The 22,327-nt window shown below is 62.9% G+C and carries 16 protein-coding genes, 1 tRNA gene and 2 pseudogenes; 10 read left to right on the top strand and 9 right to left on the bottom strand.

The annotated features are described in order from the left end of the window. Nucleotides 1-125: 125 nt before the first annotated feature. The 5 genes and pseudogenes from RF638_RS12300 to RF638_RS12280 form a co-directional block, all read left to right on the top strand. Nucleotides 126-1,133, top strand: a pseudogene (locus RF638_RS12300) (C-terminal helicase domain-containing protein); the annotation flags it as partial. Nucleotides 1,134-1,279: 146 nt separating this feature from the next. Further along, a complete protein-coding gene (locus RF638_RS12295; protein ID WP_368842142.1) occupies nt 1,280-1,633 on the top strand; it encodes a sulfate permease in 354 nt (117 codons plus the stop codon). Nucleotides 1,634-2,006: 373 nt separating this feature from the next. Beyond that, a complete protein-coding gene (locus RF638_RS12290; RefSeq protein ID WP_368842147.1) occupies nt 2,007-3,257 on the top strand; it encodes an IS256 family transposase in 1,251 nt (416 codons plus the stop codon). After that, a complete protein-coding gene (locus RF638_RS12285) occupies nt 3,257-6,784 on the top strand; it encodes a hypothetical protein (protein WP_368842141.1) in 3,528 nt (1,175 codons plus the stop codon). The genes RF638_RS12290 and RF638_RS12285 overlap by 1 nt, the downstream gene beginning before the upstream one ends. A gap of 95 nt (nt 6,785-6,879) precedes the next feature. Beyond that, a complete protein-coding gene (locus RF638_RS12280; protein ID WP_368842140.1) occupies nt 6,880-7,407 on the top strand; it encodes a hypothetical protein in 528 nt (175 codons plus the stop codon). A gap of 22 nt (nt 7,408-7,429) precedes the next feature. On the opposite strand, the gene RF638_RS12275 is transcribed toward RF638_RS12280, so the two are convergent. From RF638_RS12275 to RF638_RS12260, 4 genes are all read right to left on the bottom strand, one after another. Further along, complete coding sequence (locus RF638_RS12275) at nt 7,430-7,855, bottom strand: hypothetical protein (RefSeq protein ID WP_368842139.1); 426 nt, start codon at nt 7,853-7,855, stop codon at nt 7,430-7,432. 269 nt (nt 7,856-8,124) lie between these two features. Beyond that, on the bottom strand, nt 8,125-8,391 hold the full coding sequence (locus RF638_RS12270; RefSeq protein WP_129700788.1) for a hypothetical protein: 267 nt from the start codon (nt 8,389-8,391) through the stop codon (nt 8,125-8,127). Nucleotides 8,392-8,393: 2 nt separating this feature from the next. After that, complete coding sequence (locus RF638_RS12265; protein ID WP_368842137.1) at nt 8,394-9,146, bottom strand: RelA/SpoT domain-containing protein; 753 nt, start codon at nt 9,144-9,146, stop codon at nt 8,394-8,396. A gap of 181 nt (nt 9,147-9,327) precedes the next feature. Further along, nucleotides 9,328-10,092 carry an NAD-dependent deacetylase gene (locus RF638_RS12260; RefSeq protein ID WP_368842136.1) on the bottom strand — a complete coding sequence of 255 codons (765 nt, stop codon included), beginning with the start codon at nt 10,090-10,092 and terminating at the stop codon, nt 9,328-9,330. Nucleotides 10,093-10,202: 110 nt separating this feature from the next. Here RF638_RS12260 and RF638_RS12255 point away from each other — a divergent pair, with 110 nt between their 5' ends. Beyond that, nucleotides 10,203-11,381 carry a heparan-alpha-glucosaminide N-acetyltransferase domain-containing protein gene (locus RF638_RS12255; RefSeq protein ID WP_158222926.1) on the top strand — a complete coding sequence of 393 codons (1,179 nt, stop codon included), beginning with the start codon at nt 10,203-10,205 and terminating at the stop codon, nt 11,379-11,381. Here RF638_RS12255 and RF638_RS12250 read toward each other — a convergent pair. Both RF638_RS12250 and pstS read right to left on the bottom strand, forming a co-directional pair. Next, complete coding sequence (locus tag RF638_RS12250; RefSeq protein WP_129700790.1) at nt 11,376-12,350, bottom strand: MsnO8 family LLM class oxidoreductase; 975 nt, start codon at nt 12,348-12,350, stop codon at nt 11,376-11,378. The genes RF638_RS12255 and RF638_RS12250 overlap by 6 nt on opposite strands. Nucleotides 12,351-12,406: 56 nt before the next feature. Then, nucleotides 12,407-13,546, bottom strand: a complete 1,140-nt coding sequence (pstS, locus tag RF638_RS12245) for a phosphate ABC transporter substrate-binding protein PstS (protein ID WP_238663130.1) — start codon at nt 13,544-13,546, stop codon at nt 12,407-12,409. 682 nt (nt 13,547-14,228) lie between these two features. Between pstS and RF638_RS12240 the strand changes: the two genes are divergently transcribed. Then, entirely contained in the window at nt 14,229-16,385 is a 2,157-nt protein-coding gene (locus RF638_RS12240; protein ID WP_368842134.1) for a RecQ family ATP-dependent DNA helicase, read from the top strand. Nucleotides 16,386-16,415: 30 nt separating this feature from the next. Further along, nucleotides 16,416-17,549: a glycosyltransferase gene (locus tag RF638_RS12235; RefSeq protein ID WP_095797739.1), complete on the top strand. Its 1,134-nt coding sequence runs from the start codon at nt 16,416-16,418 to the stop codon at nt 17,547-17,549. Between the two features lie 16 nt (nt 17,550-17,565). Here RF638_RS12235 and RF638_RS12230 read toward each other — a convergent pair whose 3' ends face one another. After that, nucleotides 17,566-19,068: a lipopolysaccharide biosynthesis protein gene (locus RF638_RS12230; protein ID WP_129700794.1), complete on the bottom strand. Its 1,503-nt coding sequence runs from the start codon at nt 19,066-19,068 to the stop codon at nt 17,566-17,568. A gap of 97 nt (nt 19,069-19,165) precedes the next feature. Between RF638_RS12230 and RF638_RS12225 the strand changes: the two genes are divergently transcribed. Then, nucleotides 19,166-20,263: a glycosyltransferase gene (locus RF638_RS12225; protein ID WP_315279724.1), complete on the top strand. Its 1,098-nt coding sequence runs from the start codon at nt 19,166-19,168 to the stop codon at nt 20,261-20,263. Between the two features lie 112 nt (nt 20,264-20,375). Then, nucleotides 20,376-20,467 (top strand) — tRNA-Ser (locus RF638_RS12220). A gap of 266 nt (nt 20,468-20,733) precedes the next feature. On the opposite strand, the gene RF638_RS12215 is transcribed toward RF638_RS12220, so the two are convergent. Both RF638_RS12215 and RF638_RS12210 read right to left on the bottom strand, forming a co-directional pair. Next, a protein-coding gene (locus RF638_RS12215) for an IS3 family transposase (RefSeq protein WP_136342081.1) occupies nt 20,734-21,989 on the bottom strand; the annotation gives its coding sequence in 2 pieces (ribosomal slippage) (nt 20,734-21,716 and nt 21,716-21,989; 1,257 coding nt in all). Nucleotides 21,990-22,039: 50 nt separating this feature from the next. Beyond that, a pseudogene (locus tag RF638_RS12210) lies at nt 22,040-22,327 on the bottom strand (IS481 family transposase); the annotation flags it as partial.

The following is a 22,327-nucleotide window of genomic DNA, read 5'->3' as shown; positions in this document are numbered from 1 at the left end:
CCAATTAGATTCCCCTTTGGCAATTCGAACGCAGGATCGCACGGCAAAGTAACTGGTGTCCTCAGCAAGCAGTACACTGGAACTGCGCAGACGCGCACGATCACAGGTGAGTGTGTTTGGGGTACCTCGGCTACGCGGTCACCACCCACAGGGCGCAGGGCGTCACCGTCGACACCTCACACGTCCTGGTTGAACCGACCACGACGCGGGAGAACTTCTACGTCGCGATGACCCGCGGCAAGGACGCCAACCGCGCCTACGTGGTCCTCGACAGGGCCGACGAGCACGCTAGCCCGCATCCCGGTGACAACCCCGACGCGACCGGCCGGTCCGTGCTGTATGGCGTCCTGCAACACGTTGGGGCCGAGCTGTCCGCGCACGAGACCATCACCGCCAAACAGGAGCACTGGGGCTCGATCGCCCAACTCGCCGCCGAGTACGAGACCATCGCCGCCGCAGCCCAACACGACCGCTGGGCCACCCTCATCCGGTCCTCCGGACTCACCGCCGAACAAGCCGACGCCGCGATCGAGTCTGACGCGTTCGGGGCGCTCACCGCCGAGCTGCGCCGGGCTGAGGCCAACCACCACGACGTAGACCGCTTGTTCCCGCGCCTGGTCGCCGCGCGCGGGTTCGCCGATGCTGACGACATCGCCTCCGTCCTGCACTACCGCGTAGCCCGCGCCACCGCCCGCCCGGCCGGCTCAGGCCGCACCCGCAAGACGCCACGGCTCATCGCCGGACTGATCCCATCCGTGGATGGTCCGATGGCAGGCGATATGCGCAAGGCGCTCGATGAACGTCGCCAGCTCATCGGGCAGCGCACCAGCACCGTCCTGGATAGCGCCCTCACTGACCAAGAGCCCTGGACTGCCGCGCTCGGCCCGGTGCCCGAGGGCGAGAAAGAAGCGAAGGCGTGGCGGCGCGATGCCAGAGTGGTGGCGGCCTACCGCGACCGCTATCAGGTCACCAGCAGCCGCGCTCTCGGTCCCGAACCAGAGAGCGCGGCGCAGAAGATTGACCATGCCCGCGCCGATGCCGCTCTCCTCCGCGCACAGGCCATCACCAAGCCTCAACAGGACGGACCGGGACGGCGTCCAATCGCAAATCAGCCGATCGGCCCGCGACTGTGAGCCCTTCAAGACGTCAGAACTCGGGCGTATCGTAGAAGCGAGGCACGTTTCTCCTCACCACTCGGCCACACGCGGTCGGCCCGACTTCGGGCCTTTCTCAACGCACTGCCTCCTCAGGTGAAACGTGCGATTGAGAGGAGCCGAACATGTTCCGCCTCCTGATAGTGGTCAGCATCCACATCCGGAACTTCCTGCGCCGCTACATGCCCACCAACATCCTCGCTGACCTCATACGGACCAGACGCGGCATGAAGTTGGGGCCAGCAGCGATGATGCTGGCCATCCCGTACTTTGCCGCCGCCGTCTGGCTCGTCGGCCTGATAGATCAGGGAGCGCCAGGCTGGCTGCACCTACTCGTCCTGCTGACGATCTGGAACGGGTTCAAGATGCTCTGGCTCGGACCTGCAAGCGTCGCTTGGCTCACCCGAGCCCGCCTCCGTGAGGCCGCTGCACGTCGACGACAGCAGCGAGCCGCCCCGCTGTCAGGCTCGACCGTCTAGCCAGACGAACCCGAGGACCTTGACGCTGCGTCGCTCAGACGCCCGAGAACCGCAGTCATGTCGGGCACCTGCCGTAGAATTTCACCTATGTCATCTGATCGACCGGCGCGGCAACCAGCACCGAGTTCTGCCGTGCCCGTCCTTCGGAGTCTCGGACCCGCGTACGAAGAGGACCTCCACGGACGCAACGCTGCCGTCCTCCTCGACGTCCTAACTGACAAGTCCGCAACAGCCGCGAAGAACATCGCTCTAGCGGGTCACTACGGCAGTGGCAAAAGCAGCGTCGGGACTGTCTGATTAACGGTGTGTGGGGCCCGGCCTGATCCGAAAGGAGATGGCCGTGTCTGACACGACCGACATGTTGGATGAAGAGATGATTGATCCTGTGACTGGAGAGATCATCGATCAGAAATACCTCGCAGAACGACTACTCGCGCAGGCGAAGGAGCAGGGCGTGAGCCTGGTCGGGCCGGGTGGCCTGTTGAATCAGCTCACGAAGAACGTCCTCGAGACGGCGCTTGACGCGGAGTTGACCGAGCACCTCGGTCACGAACATGGCGGGAGGCCGATCGGCGAGAACATGCGCAACGGAACCCGCACGAAGACCGTGCTCACCGAGATCGGCCCCGTCGAGATCGAGGTGCCCAGGGATCGTGACGGGTCGTTCGAGCCGGTGATCGTACCCAAGCGCAAGCGCCGCCTCGACGGGATCGACCAGATCGTGCTGTCGCTGACCGCGCGGGGGTTGACGACCGGGGAGGTCGCCGCCCACTTCGACGAGGTCTACGGGGCGAAGGTCTCCAAGGACACCATCAGCCGGATCACCGAGAAGGTCACCAGTGAACTCGCCGAGTGGGCCTCCCGCCCGCTGGACCCGCTCTACCCGGTGATCTTCGTCGACGCGATCGTGGTCAAGATCCGTGACGGGCAGGTCCGGAACACCCCGTTCTACGTCGTGATGGGCGTCACCGTGAACGGGGAACGTGACATCCTTGGCATCTGGGCCGGCGACGGCGCTGAAGGCGCCCGGTTCTGGCTGCAGGTGTTCTCCGAGCTGAAGAACCGGGGTGTCGAGGACGTACTCATCGCCGTGTGTGACGGGCTCAAGGGTCTGACGGAGGCGATCAATACGACGTGGGAGCAGACGGTGGTGCAGCAATGCATCGTGCACCTGATCCGCAACTCGTTCCGTTACGCGGGTAGGCAGCATCGCGACGCGATCGTGAAGTCCCTCAAGCCGGTGTATACGGCCCCGAGTGAGGAGGCGGCGAAGGACCGGTTCGCCGAGTTCGCTGCGCAGTGGGGCGAACGCTATCCGGCGATCGTGCAGCTCTGGCGGAGCTCCTGGGCGGAGTTCGTGCCGTTCCTGGAGTACGACGTCGAGATCCGCCGGGTGATCTGCACGACGAATGCGATCGAGTCGATCAATGCCCGCTACCGACGCGCGGTGCGGGCGCGTGGGCACTTCCCGAACGAGGCTGCGGCGCTGAAGTGCTTGTACCTGGTGACGCGGTCGCTTGACCCCACAGGCGGTGGCCGGGCACGCTGGGTGATGAGGTGGAAGCCCGCGCTCAACGCGTTCGCGATCACCTTCGCCGGACGGTTCGAGAGAACCACCCACTAATGAAAACCGCCGGACCCCACACACCGTTTATCGGACAGACCCGCAGCGTCATCCTTGGTGTCCAGGAGGGTTTAGACGAACGCAGTACCAAGTGGGTCAACTTGTCGTTGTCCAGCCTGGGAATCGATGACACGAAGCGGGTACGCATCCAGCAGGACGGGTCGCTTGCGCCCTTGACGAACCTCATCCAGAAGGAGATCGTCAAGCAGCTCCTCTATCGGAAGCCGCCTTCGGACATGCCGGGGTCAAGGTACTTTCGCATCGACTCATTCAAACCTTGGCCAGCCTTGATGTGGGGCGGTGTCGTTGCAGTCGGATTCTTCGTAGTGGCCGTTCTTCTTGGGCTGGTCAATCGCATCGAAGACGTGGCACCCGCGAGCGTGGTCGACAGTCATTCGTGGGTAGCTTGGGCCACTGTCGGCGCCCTCGGAGCGTTCGTGGGCGGAGTCTGGTTCTTAGGCCTCCGCGTCCTTCAGAACCGGATACGAGTGGAGAGCGTCTCCGCCGGCGGAGCAGCGGTCAAGCTGAGCGCGAAAGAAAACTCGTACTTCGACGAGTACCTGGACGAGATTGTCTACTTCTTCCAGCGGACGAAGACCAAGGTCGCGATCTTTGAGGATCTAGACCGGTTCAAGGACCCGCACATCTTCGAGACCCTGCGGGAGCTAAACACCGTCTTGAACAACTCCGAGCAGATCAAGTCACGGCCGATTCAGTTCGTCTACGCAGTCCGGGACAGCATCTTCGAGGAAATTCAAGTAGACACAGAATCCGACGGTGAAGATACCAAGACTTCGGCCCTCCATGCGTCTGCGTTGGAGTCTGCACCTTCGGCGAACAGGACGAAGTTTTTCGACCTGGTAGTGCCGATGGTTCCGTTCATCACCCACCGTTCGGCACGGGACCTGCTCGCGGCCGAGTTCTCCAAAGCGGACCACCAGCCGTCTACCGCATTGGTCAACCTTGTCGGCGCCCATCTGACCGACATGCGCGTAATCCGCAACATCAGAAACGAGTACGAGATCTATCGCGCATCCGTGCTCGGCGAGAATGGGCTCAAAGGACTTACCGCAGACCGCCTGTTCGCGATGATGGTTTACAAGAACCTGCACCTGGAAGACTTCGAAGCCATCCGGCTCGGCACAAGCAAGATCGACGAGGCACACCGGGCCTTCCACAAGATGGTCGAGTATCAAACTCGACATCAAGCGGTGCGCAGCAAGACGGCGCAGAACCGAGTGAGGACAAAAGCTCTCTGGGACAAGCATGCGCAGACAGCCGGGGAGCGGCTACAAGAGGTGCTGCCGATCGTCTACCGAGCGACAGGGCGCGGAGGTAAGCCGGTCCTTCGATACCAGTCGCAGGACTACCAACTGTCAGACCTGACATCAGGTGACTTCTGGAGGTCGTTGTACGAGAATCGCGACTCGGTACATCTCCTTCGCTCAGGATACAGCGGCATCGAACTGTCATTCGACGAACTGATCTCGCTGACCGGGACTGGGACGGATGGGTTGGACGACGCCGTGGACGCTGATGTTGCCCGCCTTCAGCGCGACTCCCGGGTGGCACTTGAGACTAAAGACTTCGTCACGAAGTCCACGATGGCGGAACTTATCGCTAGGACGGACCTCGTCATGCCAACCACGGATGGCGACGAAAGCAATTTGGACTCCGTCATCAGCGAACTTGTATCTCCTTTGGGGCGCGATCTGCTGGCTAAGGGCTACATCGACGAGAACTTCACTCTGTACTGCTCGGACTACCATGACATCGCGATCAGCGTGAGTGCGATGAACTTCATCCTTCACTGCGTCCAAGCCGATCGCGCAGCTCCCCACTTTCACTTCGATGAGGCTAGCTCGATCGAAGCAGTTGAGAAGGAGATGGGTTCCCGCTTCCTCGACGGCGAAAGTGTCTTTAACGTCGAAGTATTTGACTACTACTTGCTTGCACGTCCCGAACACCTCGACAAGGCCATCGATAAGCTCGCCGTGCGTTCGGGGGATGACTCCTCTTTCCTCGACGCCTACATGATAGACGGCGAATCTCGCGATGGGTTCATAAGTCGATTGGCGCCGCGCTGGGACGGTGTTTTCATTCATCTGGTCGAGAAGGCACCGCTAGAACTCGAAGTAGTCGTGGCCCTCGTTGATGCGGCTATCACGAGCGCCGCGCAGGACACAGACTACGAAGCGTCTGACCAGGTCGCGGAGTTCGTGTCGGAGCACTACGCCCAGATGCAGGCATTTGTTGGCGAGACGGACGCGGTGAAGGCGACCGACCTGATTGCTCTTCTGCGTCGTCTCGGCGCGCAGATAAGCGATCTCGGTGTGCTCGGAGAGACACAGCGCAAGGCGGCGGTGGCCGCAGGCCTTTACCCGGTCACGCGGATGAACCTGTCGGTCGCTCTCGGCGAAAGCACCGGTCTAGTGCTTGACGTCATGAACGCTGCCGATGACTCGGTCTACAGGCATGTGCTCGCGAACCTGGACGACTACCTTGACATCCTCCAAGACGACGAGGTGACCGTCGAGAGTCCAGACGCATTCGTTGCTGTGCTCGGTGACGTCGCAGATTCAGCCGAGTTTGCCGTGCGCCTCGTCGCGGCACGTGCGGCGGACTCCTGCGAAGTTGCCGACCTGACGGACCTCGACGACGGAGCATGGGGACAAGTGGTGTCGGCAGGTCGGTTCGCGCCGACTGTCTGGAACGTGAGCCACTTCGTCAGCAAGTTCGGAGTCAACGAAGAACTGATCGAGAACCTCGGCACCGTCAACCTCACCAAGGCCGAGGAAGTAGAAGAAGAGCCCAGGCTGGAGCTTGCATATGCACTGGCCAACTCCGGTGCGTTGGAGTCGACAGCAGCCGTCCGCCTACTCGGGCAGCTCGACCTGGCCGACGGCTTGGACCCCGAACACTTGTCCGATGTCGGCCTCGCCCTCCTTCCGGCGCTGCTAGAGAAGGACCTGGTGCCCGATACCGCCGACACGTACGCCCTCGTGAGTGACCGCCCGTTCGCATTCCGCGAGGAGTACTTCGCAGCGTCCAAGCAACTGGCGTCGTACGTATGCGAGTTGGAGTTGTCGAGCGACGATCTGGCTCAAGTGATGCGGAGTCGACGCCTGACACCAGCTGTGAAGCGCGCGATCGCCGACGACGTAGATTTCGTCACTGATCGTCTGTCCCGGCAGAGCGTGATCGCGTTTTGCCAGTGGGCAAGCAAAGGCAACAACGTCTCTGTTGAACTACTAGTCAAGCTTGCCGAGGCTGGTGCGCCGGCCGAGCACGTTCTGGGTCTGCTAGAGCCGCATCTCCCCGACATAGAACTCGGGCTACTAGATCAAATCCTGCTCGGATTGGGCGACGACTATGAGCCTCTGACCAGAACCGGTTACCATCGTCCGCACTTGAAGGACCGCGACGGAACTGAGGAACTGCTCAAAGCGTTGCAGAGTCGCAACAGAGTCAGTTCCTTCGGTCCAGCAAAACTACTCGGCGGAATCCGAGTCAACATGCGGCACTGATAATGACAGACATTTTGACCGTAATTTAGATAGACCCGGGTAGCTTGCTTGGCTAAAGACCGGGATGATGCCAGAGGGCTGAGAAGGATATCGGTATGCGCCTTGTTGATTTCACTGACCTGGCGCAACGATGTCGCGAGAGCGGTTACGGCCTCACAGAGTTCCAACGACAAGACATGGTCGCCGACCTGCGCTGGCCGGCCGATGTCATCGAGCAGTGGATCTACGACCACGCAGGCAATGCTTCCTTCCTCCGAGATTATGAGAACGTCGATCTCGCACAGGTCGACTGGCAGGTTGAAGCGCTGCCAGTTGACACGTTCATGAAGATGCAAACTGGACCATCGGACCGGAATGCTATTGAGGTCGTCGCGGACGATCCAGATCATTGGATCTCCGTGCGTAACCAAGGCCAGCACCTGGGCGTGGGACTCGCCTGGGAGGTTCACGGCACTTGGAAGCGTTGGCCGATCGTCATAGATCAGGCGCTGCTTCACCCCGCATCGAGCGGCGTTCAACTTGTGGAAGGACGCACTCGCGTCGGCATCCTGCGCGGTCGTCAGCGGCAAGGAAAGCTCGTCGCCAGCATGCATCTGGCTTGGGTCGGTCGCCAATTTGGATGACATCGTCCCTCTCCGAACTTGACTAGAGAGACGGACGGCGGCCACGTTGGCGAATCGTCCCGCCAGAAGTGACGACCGCAGAGCGCACCGTCTCGTCACCGACACCCAACTTGGCAGCGACCTCTTCGAGCGTCATGCCCTTCTCGTACAGCCGCGCAGCTTCTCGACGCCCGCGCTCATCCAGACCACGACGACGCACCGCGACACCTGCCTGTGCAGCGAGCCGATGCACAGTCGTGCGATGTATCCCGAACCGCCGCACCAGCTTGTCGACCGGTACTCCCTTGGCGTACTGCTCCGCCAGCGCAGCCCGATTCGGGACACTCAAACGGGTTTGAGGACGAGGCGAATTCTTCGTGACCGGGCCGCGCACATCCTCGATAGGCTGACGCTCAGGACGCGACACCGAGCGCCGCGTTCCCCTCAGAACCCGGCGAATCAGCGTCATGAGGGGCTTGCGCGGGTTTGAGAACCACCCAGCGAGGTGCACCTCAGGCGCAAGGCCCGAACCTTTATCGCACTGTTTTCATTGCTTGAGGTTCGGGCCTTTCTCATGCGCGACCAGGGTGCTCGCGCGAATTTTCAGCCCATGTTTATGGGTGGAACCTTGCACGAACGACATGCCTATGACACTCGGATCAGAGCGTCAATAAGAAATCCCCATCCACAGGTGCGGATGGGGACTTCCTGATCTTCGAAGAAGACTTGGAAACGTAGCTAGAAGCTCAGGGCCATAGCTTTTTTCATGAGAGATTGAGAGGCGCCTTCAAAATAGTTGGCATGAGTAAATTTGATGGTCTCCAACGAGTCAGAGCCCACCAAGACCACATCAATCTGCGTCTCGTCCTGGTGCTGTTGCTCCATCGCGGAGTACGCAGTGGTTGCTCTGGCCACGTCAGAACCAAAGTCTTCTTGGTGCACCAACTTGCCGTGGGCATGGTCAAACACCAGCAAGAAGTGGCGAATGGGCTGCGCCTTAGCCATAGCTAGATCCTTTCATCGAGGGGCAACTCCTGCTGCACCCCCTGGGCGGCACGAAGAACATGCATAGACCTCCGTGCCTCACTTAGAGTCTCACTGTACCTTTTTTGAAGATCATGTGGTATGGGCTTCTTCATATCGGTCAAGAAGTAGATATCTGCCACTACGGCGAGGAACTCCTGGACTGGATGATCACCATCCTGCTTGAAGTTGCGTCCCAAATCTTTGGAGAACCCCTCTGAAGTCTCGGCCCACTCATGCATGGATTGAGTCCTTAACTGCACCTCAACGGGCAGCCCACTGGGTTGCGTCTTAAGGACTATATGTACTGCCCTGTACCTCGAGATGCGGGGGATTTCCACGTAGTCAAGTACACGGAGTATTTGACTCTGGCGGCGATCCTTGATCGAAGCCTCGAACAGCCTAAGAGATTCTAGGTCATCAAGGACTACGCGGCAGCCACCGATGTCGTGCATCGTGAGGAGATTAAGCGTCGTCTCCCGCGCAGTGAGTTTCTCAATGATTGTGGGAACCTTCTTGAGTCTCTGAGACACCTTCACGGGCAGGCCAACATCCCGGGCATAGCGCCGCAACCAGTTGTTGACGTTCACAGTCGGAGAGCTGAAACATGCGCGGTACTGCTCCACTACTCGAAGAGCAAGCTCGTAATCGTGGTGGGGCAAATCTCCACGATGATAGGCGCGAATCCTGGAACCAGCTTTCTTCACTTGCTTGCGCGTGGGTAGCTGGTTCTGCATGTCCCAAGAGTAACCCGCAACGTCCTCGGAATTGTTGGGGGTGACCAAGCCCCCGCCGCACTGCAATGAGCGGTTGGAGCGCTGATGGTTTGACGCGGTGCGATGCGGGACTGGGCAAGTGTAATTTTGATGCGCCGAGCCGTGGATCTTGCGCCAATGTCGCGATAACCAGACCCATTCTTTACCCTAGGGCACTCACCAGCGCGGGTAGCGCCTGACCGGCCGTGGCACGCCAGGTGTGGTCCGCACTGGCCGACACCTCCGAGACCCGGGGGTTGATTTCAACAACGGGCACACCGCGTGCACCGGCGAAGTCCGGGATGCTCGCGGCGGGGTACACCAGGCCCGAGGTGCCCACGACCAGCACGAGATCCGCTTCTTGCGCGGCCTCGACAGAGTCCTGGAACGCCCTCTCCGGCAGGGCCTCGCCAAACCACACGACACCGGGGCGGACCAGTCCACCACACTGATGGCATGCGGGTGGGTCGAGCTGAGCCACGGGTTCCGTAATGGGCGGATAACCGGTGTCGGCGGGGGCACCGCAACCGGCGCAGCGCAGGGCGAAGAGGTCGCCGTGGACGTGGGCGAGAACCGTAGCGCCCGCCCGTTCATGCAGGGCGTCCACATTCTGGGTGGAAATTCGCAGATCGATACCGGGGCAAGCCTGCCATTGCGCAAGTGCCAGGTGACCGGGGTGCGGCTCGGTGCCGCGCACGAGGGACGCGCGCCACGCGTACCAGGCCCAACACTGGGCGGGGTCTTCCTCCCAGGCCTCCGGGGTGGCGAGTTCCACCGGGTCAAAACGCTCCCACAGTCCGGTCTGGGCATCGCGGAAGGTCGGAACACCGGACTCGGCGGACATCCCTGCTCCGGTCAGAACCGTCACCCGCCGTGCCGAGCGGGCGAGGTCGAGGATTTCTGGGGGTACCCGATCGGAGGAAGGCATGCTCCTCAGGCTAGATCATGACCTCATTGCGACCCATGCAGCAGTATGTGATCCTCCCGGTGCGCCATGATGGATGTATGCCACCGTCCGCAGCATCGCCGCCACGCAGCATGTCACAGCGCGTGAAGCAGAACGTGGCCCGGTTGGAATCTCCGGGTCGGATCCCCGGCATAGATCTGGCCCGTGGCTTGGCGATCCTGGGCATGTACGTGGCTCACCTCACTGTGGTTACATCCCTGGAATGGTCCCGACCGCAGACCTGGCTCGGGGTGGTCGAGGGCAGGTCCGCCATTCTGTTCGCAACCCTCGCCGGTGTGTCCTTGGGGCTCATGGGCTCCAGGATGCGGGCGCAAGCCGGCGAACACGATGCGGCGCGCGCCCAACGCAAGCCCATCATGATCCGCGCGGTACTCATCTGGACCCTCGGGCTGCTTCTGCTCAGCCTTGACATCCCTGTGTTTGTGGTGCTTCCGGCCTACGGTCTCCTCTTGATGATCGGCGCGTTCCTGGTCACATGGTCCGGGCGGGCACTCGCCATCACGGCGGCGCTCACGGCGGCTGTCGCGCCATTTGTCGTCGCGTTGATCGACAGCGGGGGCCAACCCGAACGGGGAAGTGCTGCGGAACTCGTCTCCGACGTGCTCGGGTGGAATTACCCCTTTGTGGTGTGGCTGGCGTTCGTGGCCGCGGGGATCATCGCGGGGCGGGTGATCCGCCGCGGAATCGGCCCCACGGTGTTGTTGCTCGTGTCCGGGGTGGCACTCTCGGTGCTCGGTTACGCGGTGCTCGGCCCGGTAGGCAACCAGGTGATTGCTCGCTATGGGGCGGATCTCCCGGCCGGCTCGACCTTCTGGGCACTGTCGGTTTTTCGCGACGACCCCCACTCGAACGGGGTGGGGGAGGCGTTCGGCTCGGGAGGTTTCGCTCTTGCGGTCCTCGCGGTGTCCGTTCTCGCCGCGACGACGTCGCTGCGCTGGCTTCTGTGGCCGGTACGGGTCATCGGGTCCATGCCTTTGACGGCATACACGGCGCACCTGCTCGTCTGGGGCATCTGGATCATGGTCACACCGGGAGTGGGTTCCGACATCCACCGGTTGCATGGATTCCTGGCGCTCGATCCGTTCTGGCCGATCACCCTGGGAGTCACGGCGGGCTGTATTGCCTGGACTTTGATCTGGGGGAAGGGTCCGATGGAGCAGCTCGTTCATGTGGTATCAACCGGGGCGGGGGAGCCCAGCGGGTTGGTTGATGGCAGCAGCCCCGCGCCGGGCAAGGAACGCGGACTATAGGGCAGCCACGGCACGAGCCAAACGGGCGTCCGAGTCGTACAGCGCGGCAACGTCAAAGGTGGACGCCGTGCTCATGATCTCGTCCGCACCGGTGCGCTCCAACAGGTCGCTGATCTCCCTCACGACCCGGTCCTCCGTCCCCGCGATGACGGTCGCTAGAGATTCGGCCACGTAGCGATCTTGCCGACCCGTGCGCTGGGTGGGGAGCGACGTCGTCGGCAGGAGCGGCGGGAAGGACCCGGTGAGGCGAGATTGGGCCATGGCCCAGGCTTCCGGCACAGCGAGTGCGCGAGCTTCCGAGGACGACTCGGCCACGAAGATTTCGGCGGAGACAATTAAATACGGCTCGGCCTGTTGGGAGCTGGGGCGGAACTCGGAGCGGTACGCGTCGAAGGCCTCCGGGCCTGACCTGAGCAATGGCCCACCGACCACTGCGGGCAGACCCAGCTCCGCTGCGATCTGCAGCCCGGTGCCGGTGCCCAGCACGAAGATTGGGATATGGCCGGTGTCGGCCGGGCGAATCGTGATGTTGCCCGCACCCGTCAAGTACTCACGGACCTCCTCGATGGCCGCCGCGAATTCTCGCGGCCGAGCCTGCAACGCGCCGAGTGCTTCGCGCACGGGTTTGGTGAAGCCCAGGGAGCGACCGAGCCCCAGATCGAAGCGCTCGCCGTGCAGGGCTGTGAGTACCGCGAATTCCTCGGCGACCAGGATCGGGCGGTGGTTGGGCAGCATTACTCCGCCGGACCCCACACGAATTGTGCTGGTGGCGGCGGCAACCGCCTGGGCAAGTAAGGCCGGGGTCCCCGAGGCGACCCCGGGAACTCCGTGATGCTCGGACACCCAGAACCGCCGATACCCGGCCGCCTCTGCGCGCCGGGCTCGTTCCACCGTTTGGTGCAAAGCGGCGGAATCGGTGTGTCCCTGGCGGGTGCGGGACCGGTCGAGGAGCGAAAGTGGAATACCCATCACTCACAGAACACGGCCGCGTGGCCACTCATTCCGGGAACGCGGCATGGCGTGCACTACCGCAGCGTGATGGAGTCCAGAGCCTCCTGAGCCTCCCTGGTGAGGTTTTCGGGAAGGGGCGCGCTCTTGACCGAGTCCCCCGCCAGCTGTTGACCCTCGGGGCTGACCACGTAATGCCCGAAGGTCTTGATCAGCTCCAGAGTTTGGGGGTCACTGTAGCTCGTGCAGAACACGTGGTATGAGGCCAGGACCACGGGGTAAGCGCCCGGCACGTCGGGGGTGCGGTCGATGTCCAGAGCGATGTCGTGTTCGCCGGTACCTTCCACTCGGGAAGAGACTCCCACGGCCGTGGCTGCGGTTTCGGCGGTCACGGGCACGTACTCATCGCCTACCTTCACCCTTGCTTTGCCCAGGGATTCCCCCACGAGGGAGTCGTCCGCGTACGTGATGGCGCCCTCGGTCTGGTTCGTCACGGTGACCACACCGTTATTGCCCTGGGCGCGCTCGCTGGGAAGCGAATTGGGCCAGCCGCCGTCATGCTCATCGGTCCACACCTCGGGCGCGGCGGCCTCAAGGTAGTCGGTGAAATTCTCCGTGGTCCCGGAATCATCGGCGCGGGCGACCGGGGTGATCACGCCGTCAGGCAGGCTCACATCCGGGTTCTGATTCGCGATGGCAGGATCGTTCCACCGCGTGATCTCGTGTCGGAAAATCTTGGCGATCGTGGGCGCGTCCAAGTTCAATTCCCGAATACCCGGGAGGTTGAAGGCCACGCTGATGGGGGAGATGTAGACGGGAATGTTGATGGCCCCGCCCGGACCGCAGGTGTCCGTGACCTCGGTCTGCTCTTCCTCATCCAAGTACGCGTCCGACCCCGCGAAGTCCGTGCCACCGCCCGCGAGCGCGGAGCGACCCGCGCCTGAACCGGCTGACAGGTACTGCACGTTGGCGTTGGGGTACTTGGATTCGAACCCGGTCCGCCACGTTTGCATGGCCGCGTTCTGAGCCGATGAACCAATGCCCGTGAGGATGCCCGACAGTGAGGTGTCACCCTGTTCGGCGGCCCTGCGTTGTTCCTCACCCAAGGGGTAGTCGGAACCGCAGCCGGTCAGTGCCATTCCGGCGGCCAGCGCCAGCGCTCCGATTTTTGCGTAACTCGCTGTCTTTCGAGGGGCGCCTGTTCGGCTCATCTTCATCTCCGCGACATGTTGAGGACAGAAGACCATGGTAAACACGCATGCGCCCAAGCCGCGCATCCCGGGCCCCTCCCCACGGGGCGCTCACGCTTGCGTAAGATTCCCTGGGCGGCGCGCAGGAGTGACTTTTTCTGTGGGTCTTTGGGGGGACGTAGGTGAAGTTGACGTGTCCCCTCTTTGCGCCACGGCGCACCGGGGGTTAGTAGGTGACACGTCCCCTACAGACCTCGAAACCCTGGTTGCTAGTGCAAACGGGCACCCCAGGGTTGAGGACAGCACGTGTGATGCGGTTGAAATCGTGCTGGCAACCGAGCGGAAATCATGCTTACATACTGTTGTTACTTCAAGTACCGGGAAGCAATCAATGGTTCTGGCCAGGGGGGCCCGAACCTGTCCTTCCAAGTACGGTGAACGCGTCGAAACGCTGGGGGGCGTGAAAGCGCAATTATTCACCCGGGAGTAACGCATAGAAGTCATTGCGGGGGCTTTGGCTTCACCAGCGGATTGATCCGCACCGGCTCTGCCGGTGGACGCGCTCGCCGGGCTCGTGTTTCTTCGGGGGAAAAAACATGAGCGCGGCGGGCGCCTTCCAATTGAATGGCCCATGTCTTGTCTCCAGCCGCCTCCGGCCACTCACACCCCCTTGCTTATGCGTGTCTGATCGCGCTGAGAGACTTTTGGCATGAACCAGGCATCGGAGACAATCGACCGTCAGCTGTATGAGCAGGCCGTGAATTACCTGCGCGCGCTCACGAACACTCCTGAGGCGGCATTCCATTCCGGCCAGTTCGATGCCATTTCCGCACTGGTTCGGGATCGCCGTCGCGCCCTGGTGGTCCAGCGCACCGGCTGGGGCAAGTCCGCGGTGTACTTCATCTCCGCGCTGTTACTGCGAGCGCAGGGGCACGGGCCCACACTCATCATTTCCCCGCTGCTGGCGCTCATGCGTGACCAAGTGGCGGCGGCGGCCCGAGCAGGAGTCCGGGCGGCGGCCATTTCCTCCGCCAACCCCACGGAATGGGGAGAGATCACCGCTGCCTTGGAACGAGGGGAACTCGATGTTCTGCTGGTCTCGCCCGAGCGCTTGAACAACCCCAGGTTCCGGGACGAGCAGCTCCCGCAGTTGGTGGATCAGCTCGGTCTTCTGGTCGTGGACGAGGCCCACTGCATTTCTGACTGGGGACATGATTTCCGTCCGGATTATCGCCGGATCAAGGACCTGCTGGGACGGCTTCCCGAGTCGGTGGCCGTCTTGGCCACCACAGCCACGGCCAATGAGCGAGTTATTCAGGATGTCCGAGAACAACTGGGCGTGGGAGCTGGAGATCAGCAAGAAGTGTTCACACTCCGGGGGCCACTGTCGCGGGCATCGCTTCGGCTGGGTGTGCTGCGGTTACCCTCCACGGCTACCCGGTTGGCGTGGCTGATCGAACACCTCAACGAACTGCCGGGCAGCGGCATCATTTACGCACTGACCATTGGAGCGGCGGAGGACACCGCGCGAGCCCTGACCGAGGCCGGCCACACTGCCGTGGCCTACACCGGACGCACGGACGCGGCCGAACGTGAAGAACTGGAAACAGCGCTCAAGGAGAACCAGGTCAAGGCCCTGGTGGCCACGTCCGCGCTGGGCATGGGCTTCGACAAACCGGACCTGGGGTTCGTGGTGCATCTGGGTGCGCCCTCCTCGCCGGTGGCCTACTACCAACAAGTGGGCCGCGCCGGTCGTGCGACCGACACCGCAGACGTTCTGCTCCTGCCGGGTGCCGAGGACCGGGAGATCTGGGAGTATTTCGCCACCGCGTCCATGCCCACGGAGGAGAAATCCGGGGCCGTGCTCACAGCGCTGGCCGAACACGGAGGGCCGCTGTCGGTCGCCGCCTTGGAAACTCGGGTCAACATCAAGCGCACGCCGCTGGAGTTGCTGCTCAAGGTGCTCGCCGTGGACGGTGCCGTGGAACGTGTCTCTGGAGGGTGGCAATCCATGGGCAGGCCGTGGGAGTACGACGCCCCTCGCTACGACCGGGTGCGGCGCGCTCGTATAGCTGAGCAGCAGGCCATGATGGATTACCAATTCACCACCGAGTGCCGCATGCAGTTCTTGGCCCAGCAACTCGATGACCGAACGGCTCAGCCATGTGGTCGTTGCGATGTGTGCGCCGGTGCCTGGTATGCCACCACCGTGCACAAGGAGGCCTCCGCGGCCGCAGACAGCGCACTCCACCGAGCGGGTGCTCCCCTGGAACCGCGTGCCCAATGGCCCAGCGGCATGGACCGGTTGGGCATCCAGATCAAGGGCAAGATCCCGGAAGAAGAACGTGCGGACCGAGGCAGGTCACTAGCCCGGCTTACGGACCTGGGTTGGGGTCAGCGGCTGCGGGAGATTTTCCGCAACGATGACAACGGGCAGCCCATGGACACCACTGTCGATGCTGCCCTGGGGCGTGCGTGCATCGGAGTGCTAGCCCAGTGGGACTGGTCCGTCCGCCCCACCGCAGTGGTCGCCATGCCGTCCCTGTCGCGCCCGGAATTGGTCTCGTCTCTCGCTCAAGGGCTGGCGACGGCAGGACATTTGCCGTTCCTGGGTGCACTACAACTCGACCAGGAAGTTCCGCGCGGCAGTCACGGCGGCAACAGCGCCTACCGTTTGGCGGAAGTGTGGGGCCGGTTCTCCGTTCCGCCCGAGATTGCGCAGGCCCTACGGGAACAACCGCAGCCGTCCATCCTGTTGGTGGACGACCTCGTGGACAGCCGATGGACCCTCACCGTTGCCGCACGTGAACTGCGGTTAGCGGGCGCCACGAATGTTCTGCCATTCGCTCTGGCCTCACAGGGTTGATTTGCGGAAATCTGTTTTATTCTGCTGATCATGCAGCAATCATCGGTTCGTTCTCTCGTGGATGTCGTGATCCCCGTTCATTCACTCTCACGGCCGCTCGGCCGGGCAGTGGATTCCGCGCGGCTTGGCGTCCAACCGCTGTCCGTGGGGGAGTACGTCATTACCGTGGTGGCACATCACCTCTCCACGGAACAGGTTCGGGGCATGCTGACCCAAGAGCAACTGGATCACGTCAGAATCATTGAGGCTCCAGCCGAAGGGGCGACTGCTGCAGCCCCCAGGACCGCGGGGTTGGAGCACACCAATGCCAAGTACATCTGCTTCTTGGACAGCGACGACAGTTATCAGCCCGGAGCGGTTGGCCGTTGGGTCAAGATCGCCGAGAAGCGCCACAGCGACATGGTGATTCCGTGGCTGAAGCACAGCAACGGCCGAACGGACATCACGCCCGTGATCCGCCCCGGGCGCACCTCCAACTTGGATCCTATTGCCGATCGCCTGGTCTACCGGGCCTCCGTGTTCGGGTTGCAACGGGTGGAGACCGTTCGCAGGCTCGGGGCCGAATTCGACTTCGGGACGAGCACCGGTGAGGATCAAGCGTTTGTCATGCGCTTGTACGCGGGAGCGGCCAGGATCGACTATGCCCCCGGGGAACCCACGTACGTGATGCACGCGGACGCCACGGATCGGGTTTCGCAAACCCCGTCCCCGGTTCGCGCGCAGCTCGAACCGTCAGTACGAATCCTGGACAAACCGTGGTTCGAGGGAGCCGCGCTTGAGCTGCGCCGGGCATTCGTCGTCAAAGTGGTTCGCATCAATGTGTTCGAAGCAGTGTCGGCTCATCTGAAGGCCGGAACCTGGTCCCAGGACGAAGCGCAGGGGACACGCGAAGCGCTTTCTCGCCTGCTCGATTCGGTGCCCGGTGCGCGGGGTGACTTTTCCAAGGCGGATCTGCACGTCATTGACCTGCTGCTTTCGGAAACACAGGAGGAGGGCCAGTTGAAAGCGGGGCTTGCCGCACGACGTCGTTTTGCCAACCCCGCCGCGCTCCTCACCGCCAAACCCGCCCACGCATTGGGGCGCGACGCACCGTTGCGTTTCATGGCTGCCGCTGCCGTCCAAACCGCGCGGGATCGCATTGCCAAGCGGCACGGGGGCAACTAACCGGGATTCTTCCTGACTACTTCTTGCTGAAACGGCCCGTGACCATGCGCAGACGCGGAGCCAGGTCGCGCCAAGACATGGCACACCAGACCAGGAGGAAGGCCACCGACGCCCCGATTGTCACCAGCAGTGAGTCGTAGCGGTACGTGAGCCACAGGCACAGCAGCGCGAGGGCATAACCGGTCAGGATCCGGAGCATCACGCCGGTCCATGGCATCCGGTCGTGAACCCACACGATGATCAGCGGAACCATGGAACTGATAATGCAGCCGATCAAGTAACCGATGGCGGCGGCCATCATGCCCAGTTCGGGGCCCCACCACACCATGGTGATGATGCCCAGGGCCATGCCGGTTGCGTTGCATAATGCCAGGGTGCGTACGCCCCAGTGCTCGCCTCCGTTGAGGCGTGAATTGGCGGCGTTGAAACTGGTGGTGGAGACGGCGAAGAACAGCACGATTAGCAGCGGAATCGCGCCTTCGAACTCTTCGTAGCGAGCGCCGTAGAGCACCATGACGAGCGGCTCGGCCCACAGGATTCCGACACCAAAGATCGGCAGGAAGACCAGGACCATCGTGCGCATGATCGCGTCCAACTGGGTCTTCATGCCGGCCATGTCCCCGGCGCTGAACATGCGCGCCACCGAGGGGGAGAGGGCCACGATCATGGCCGAGGAGAGCATGCTGGCGGGTGTCGCGATGGTCAGCGCGGCGGCGTAATGGCCGATGGCTTCTTGGCTGTCGTAATTGCCGCCGATGATCAGCGACAACTGCAACAGGCCGGCAGCCGTGAGGATGTTGATGGATCCCCACGCGGTGAACTTGAGGAGCTCACGCTTGAGCGGCTTCGAGAGTTTGCTGCCACCGCGCCTGGGCCACGCAGGGATCGCGTAGATCAGGTAGCCCAAGCACAGGGGGAGCAACAGCAGCGGGTTCAGCTCGGCCAGGAGGACCACGAGCAGCAGCGTGAGCGTGATCAACGAGCTGATGCAGTCCCAGAACGTGGTGGTCACGAACTGGTTGTTGCCCGTGCGCACGCCGCGCACAAAGTTGTAGGCGGATAGCGCAATGACGAGCAACCCTGCCGACAGCGCATAGCTGAGCGGGAGTTCCTGCGCGTAGATGGCGATGAACACTGCAGCCACCGACAGCACCGTCATGCCGACGAACGCGCTGCGGGAGGTGTACAAAGCCACGGACGCCTGCTGATCGGCGTCGGACTTGCCCCGCGCCATCGCAATGTACTTGGACGCCGCGGTGCCCGAGGCCTGGGGCCACAGGAGCACCAGGAACAGTCCCAGGGCAATGACCTGGTTGACCTGCCCCAGTTTCTCCGTGCCCAGGATGTTGCCGATGAGCAAGCTGTAGCCGAAGCGCGAGAGGCCCTGGACGAACACGGCGATCACCGTCAACGCGAACGCGGACCCGATGGGGTTGTCCTTGTTTTCGTGATTGGGCGGCGGGAAGAGTATTCGCCGCCACCGGCCTGGATCGCGGGGAGCTGCAGCGGGCGTGGTCATTATTGGGAGTCTAGGACAAGGGGCCGTCAAGGGGCTGAGGGGCACGCGCAATCCAGTGACGGGGCAGTGCAAAACACACGCTCGGTACAGTGGGGCCATGCGAATTCTGGTGGTCTCCACGTGGTATCCGACGCACGACGCGCCCTTCCGCACGCCGTTCATCACGCGGCACGTGCGTGCCATCGCCCGCGACCACGACGTCCACGTGGTCCACGTCCAGCTCCTCGACGGTTCGCCCGTCACCCAGGAAACTTACGACGGCGCTGTGGTCACCCGGGTGGGCTTCGATCCTCGCAAGCCGCTCACCATGGTCAAAGCGCTGGCCGAGATCCGGAAGTGGGCGCGGTTCTCGGATGTCGTACACACCATGGCTTTCTCATCGGCCCTCATCGCTGCGCCGGTCGTGGGCCGTACGCTGTGGGTGCATACCGAGCATTGGAATGGAGTCCTGTTCCCGGAGCACGTGAACCAGCTGTGGGAACGCACCGCGTGGTTGCGTCATGTGCTGCGCCTACCTCGGGTTGTCACCGGCGTGAGCACCCTGATGACCCGCAAGCTGGAGGAGTTTGCCCGCCCCGGGGCTACGTTGCTGATCGGCAACGTGGTCGACCACGCGCGGCAGGTCACGCCTCTTCCGGACGACGGCGCACTGCGCCTCATCGCCGTTGGGGCCGCCACCGAGCACAAGGGGGCCCTGCTGGCCGTGGATACCGTGGCGTGGTTGCGAGAGCAAGGCTACGATGCCTCGCTCGTGTGGGACGGGGACGGTCCTCTGCGAGAACGAGCCCAGGAGCGTGCGGGTGAGCTCGGAATCAGGGACCACGTTGATTTCCGCGGGTTCCGCAACACAGAGCAACTGTGGCAGGACCTCGCTGAATCCACGGTTTTCGTGCTTCCATCTAAATCCGAGACGTTTTGCGTGGCCGCCGCTGAAGCCCTCGCCGCTGGCCGGCCCGTGATCATGGGGGACCGCGGAGGACAGGGAGACTTCATCACGGAACGCAATGGCCGCATGGTCTCTGAACGGACACCGGAGGCATTCGGGCGGGCCGTCCAGGATCTGAATCAAGATCCCGGAAAGACATCGCCGGACGAGATGGCGCGGGATATTCGTGCCCGGTATGGATCGGATGCCGTCAGCGACCAATTGAACGAGTTGTACGGTCGCGCGCAAGGAGGCCGGCGCCGTCGTTGACCGGTGTGAATAGGCGTCCGAGCAGCGGCGGCTTTGACCCGCGGCTCAGGTGACCGATAAGCTAACCTTCGTTGTTTTCTTGCCGGGCTTGTCCCGAACGGAATGACAACGTGGAGACGTGCCAGAGCGGCCGAATGGACTTCACTGCTAATGAAGGGTCCGGATTAAACCGGACCGGGGGTTCAAATCCCCCCGTCTCCGCCAGTGTGATCTCTCAGGAGATCAGCGACAACCCGGACCCTTATTTGGGGTCCGGGTTTTTTGCTGTCCGGGTGGTGGTCCTGGGGGTCGTCCGAGGGGTTGGTAGTTGCGGGTGGTGTCGATGGTGAGCTCTCTCAGGAGCTCACCGGTGGCGGCGTTGATAACGCGTAGGTGGAGGTCGTCGACGAGTTTGAGTACGGGGGTTCGGGCGTTTTCGATGCCCATTCCGATGTGGTGCATTTTGAACCGTCTCGGCTTCTCTGCCGTCTTCATACGGGCTGCGTCTCCGGCGGGGACGCAGTGATCTGATCGTAGTGGGCGGCCTCGAACTCGGCCGGTGGGACGTTGCCGAGGCTGGAGTGCAGCCGGCGGGTGTTGTACCAGTCGACCCAGGCCATCGTGGCGTACTCGACATCGCTGACGGTCTTCAGCGGGCCCTTCAGGAAGGGGCCCGGGCGGATGCACTCGGTCTTGTAGAGGCCGATGATCGACTCCATGAGGCAGTTGTCGTAGGCGTCCCCGACCGAACCGATCGACGGCGCCATCCCCTCCAGGGCCAGATGCTCGGTGAAGCGCAGCGCCGTGTACTGGGACCCGGCGTCGTGGTGATGGATCAGCCCGTCCGGCAGCACCAGGCCCTGACGGGTCCGGTCCCACCGGCCCATTCGCAGGCAGGTGAGCACCAGATCCGTCGTGCGGGTCGTGGCCGCGTTCCAGGACACGATGCGCTGAGCGAAGACATCGACGATAAAGGCGACGTAGACGAACCCGGCCCACGTGCGCACGTACGTGAAGTCGGCGACCCACACGGTGTTCGGGGCCGCGGCGGTGAAGTTGCGGTTGAGCAGATCCGCCGCCCGCGTCCCATCCTTGGCCGGGATCGTGGTGCGCACCCGCCGGCCTCGGACCACCCCGGCCAGCCCGAGCGAGCGCATCAGCCGGTCCACCGTGCAGTGGGCCACCGCCAGCCCACACCGGCGCAGGTAGGCGGTCATCTTCCGCCGGCCGTAGAGGCCCTCCGGGGTGCCCACGGTGGCCAGCAGCGCATCCATCACCACCGCGTCGCTGACCGTGCGCGCGGCAGGCTGCCGACCGGGCTGCTTCCAGGAGCGGTAGGTTCTCGCGGCGACCGGCACGCCCTGCTCGCGCAGGACCGCGCAGATCGACTCGACCGCGTAGCCTTCGGCCCTCATCTGATCGATGAACCCGGCGATCAACGATTGCGGGGGTCGAGCTCCCCCGCAAAGAAAATCGAGGCCTTGCGCAGGATCTCATTGGCCTCGCGCAACCGTTTGTTCTCGGCCTTGAGCCGCTTGATCTCCTCGGCCTCGGCCGTGGTGACTCCGTCCCGGTCACCGGAGTCGATCTCGGCCTGACGGACCCAGTTGCGCAGCGTCTCCCGCCCCAGATCCAGTTGCTGACCGATCTGCTGACAGGCCACCGTCAGCGACGGATAGTCCTGCTGGTGCTCGCGCACCATGCGCACCGCTCGGGCCTTGAACTCGGCGTCGTACTTCTTGGGCATGTCCTCATCCTTCATCGAAAGGAAGCGGCATCAAACCCGTGACGGTTCATTTGATGGAAGCGTTCGATTTTGCCTTGGGTTTGTGGGTGGCCCGGTGCCCCGTTCTTTTGGTGGATGTGGTGGGCTTCTAAGAGTATCTCGAACCCGTTACGACCTCCTTTGCGGCCGGCTAGGCGGGCGGTGAAGACCAGCCCGTTATCGGTCAGGGTCGAGGCTGGTGGCCCATAGGTGCTGATCAGGCCCTGCATGGTGGTGACGATGTCGGCGCCGGTAAACGCTAATTGGGTGCGTAGGTGCAGTAGGTAGCGGGAGTGATCGTCGAGGAAGTCCAGGATCTC

This window comes from Kocuria sp. CPCC 205235 (assembly GCF_040980905.1).
Taxonomy (GTDB): domain Bacteria; phylum Actinomycetota; class Actinomycetes; order Actinomycetales; family Micrococcaceae; genus Kocuria; species Kocuria carniphila.
This window is presented reverse-complemented; position numbering and strand designations above follow the sequence as displayed.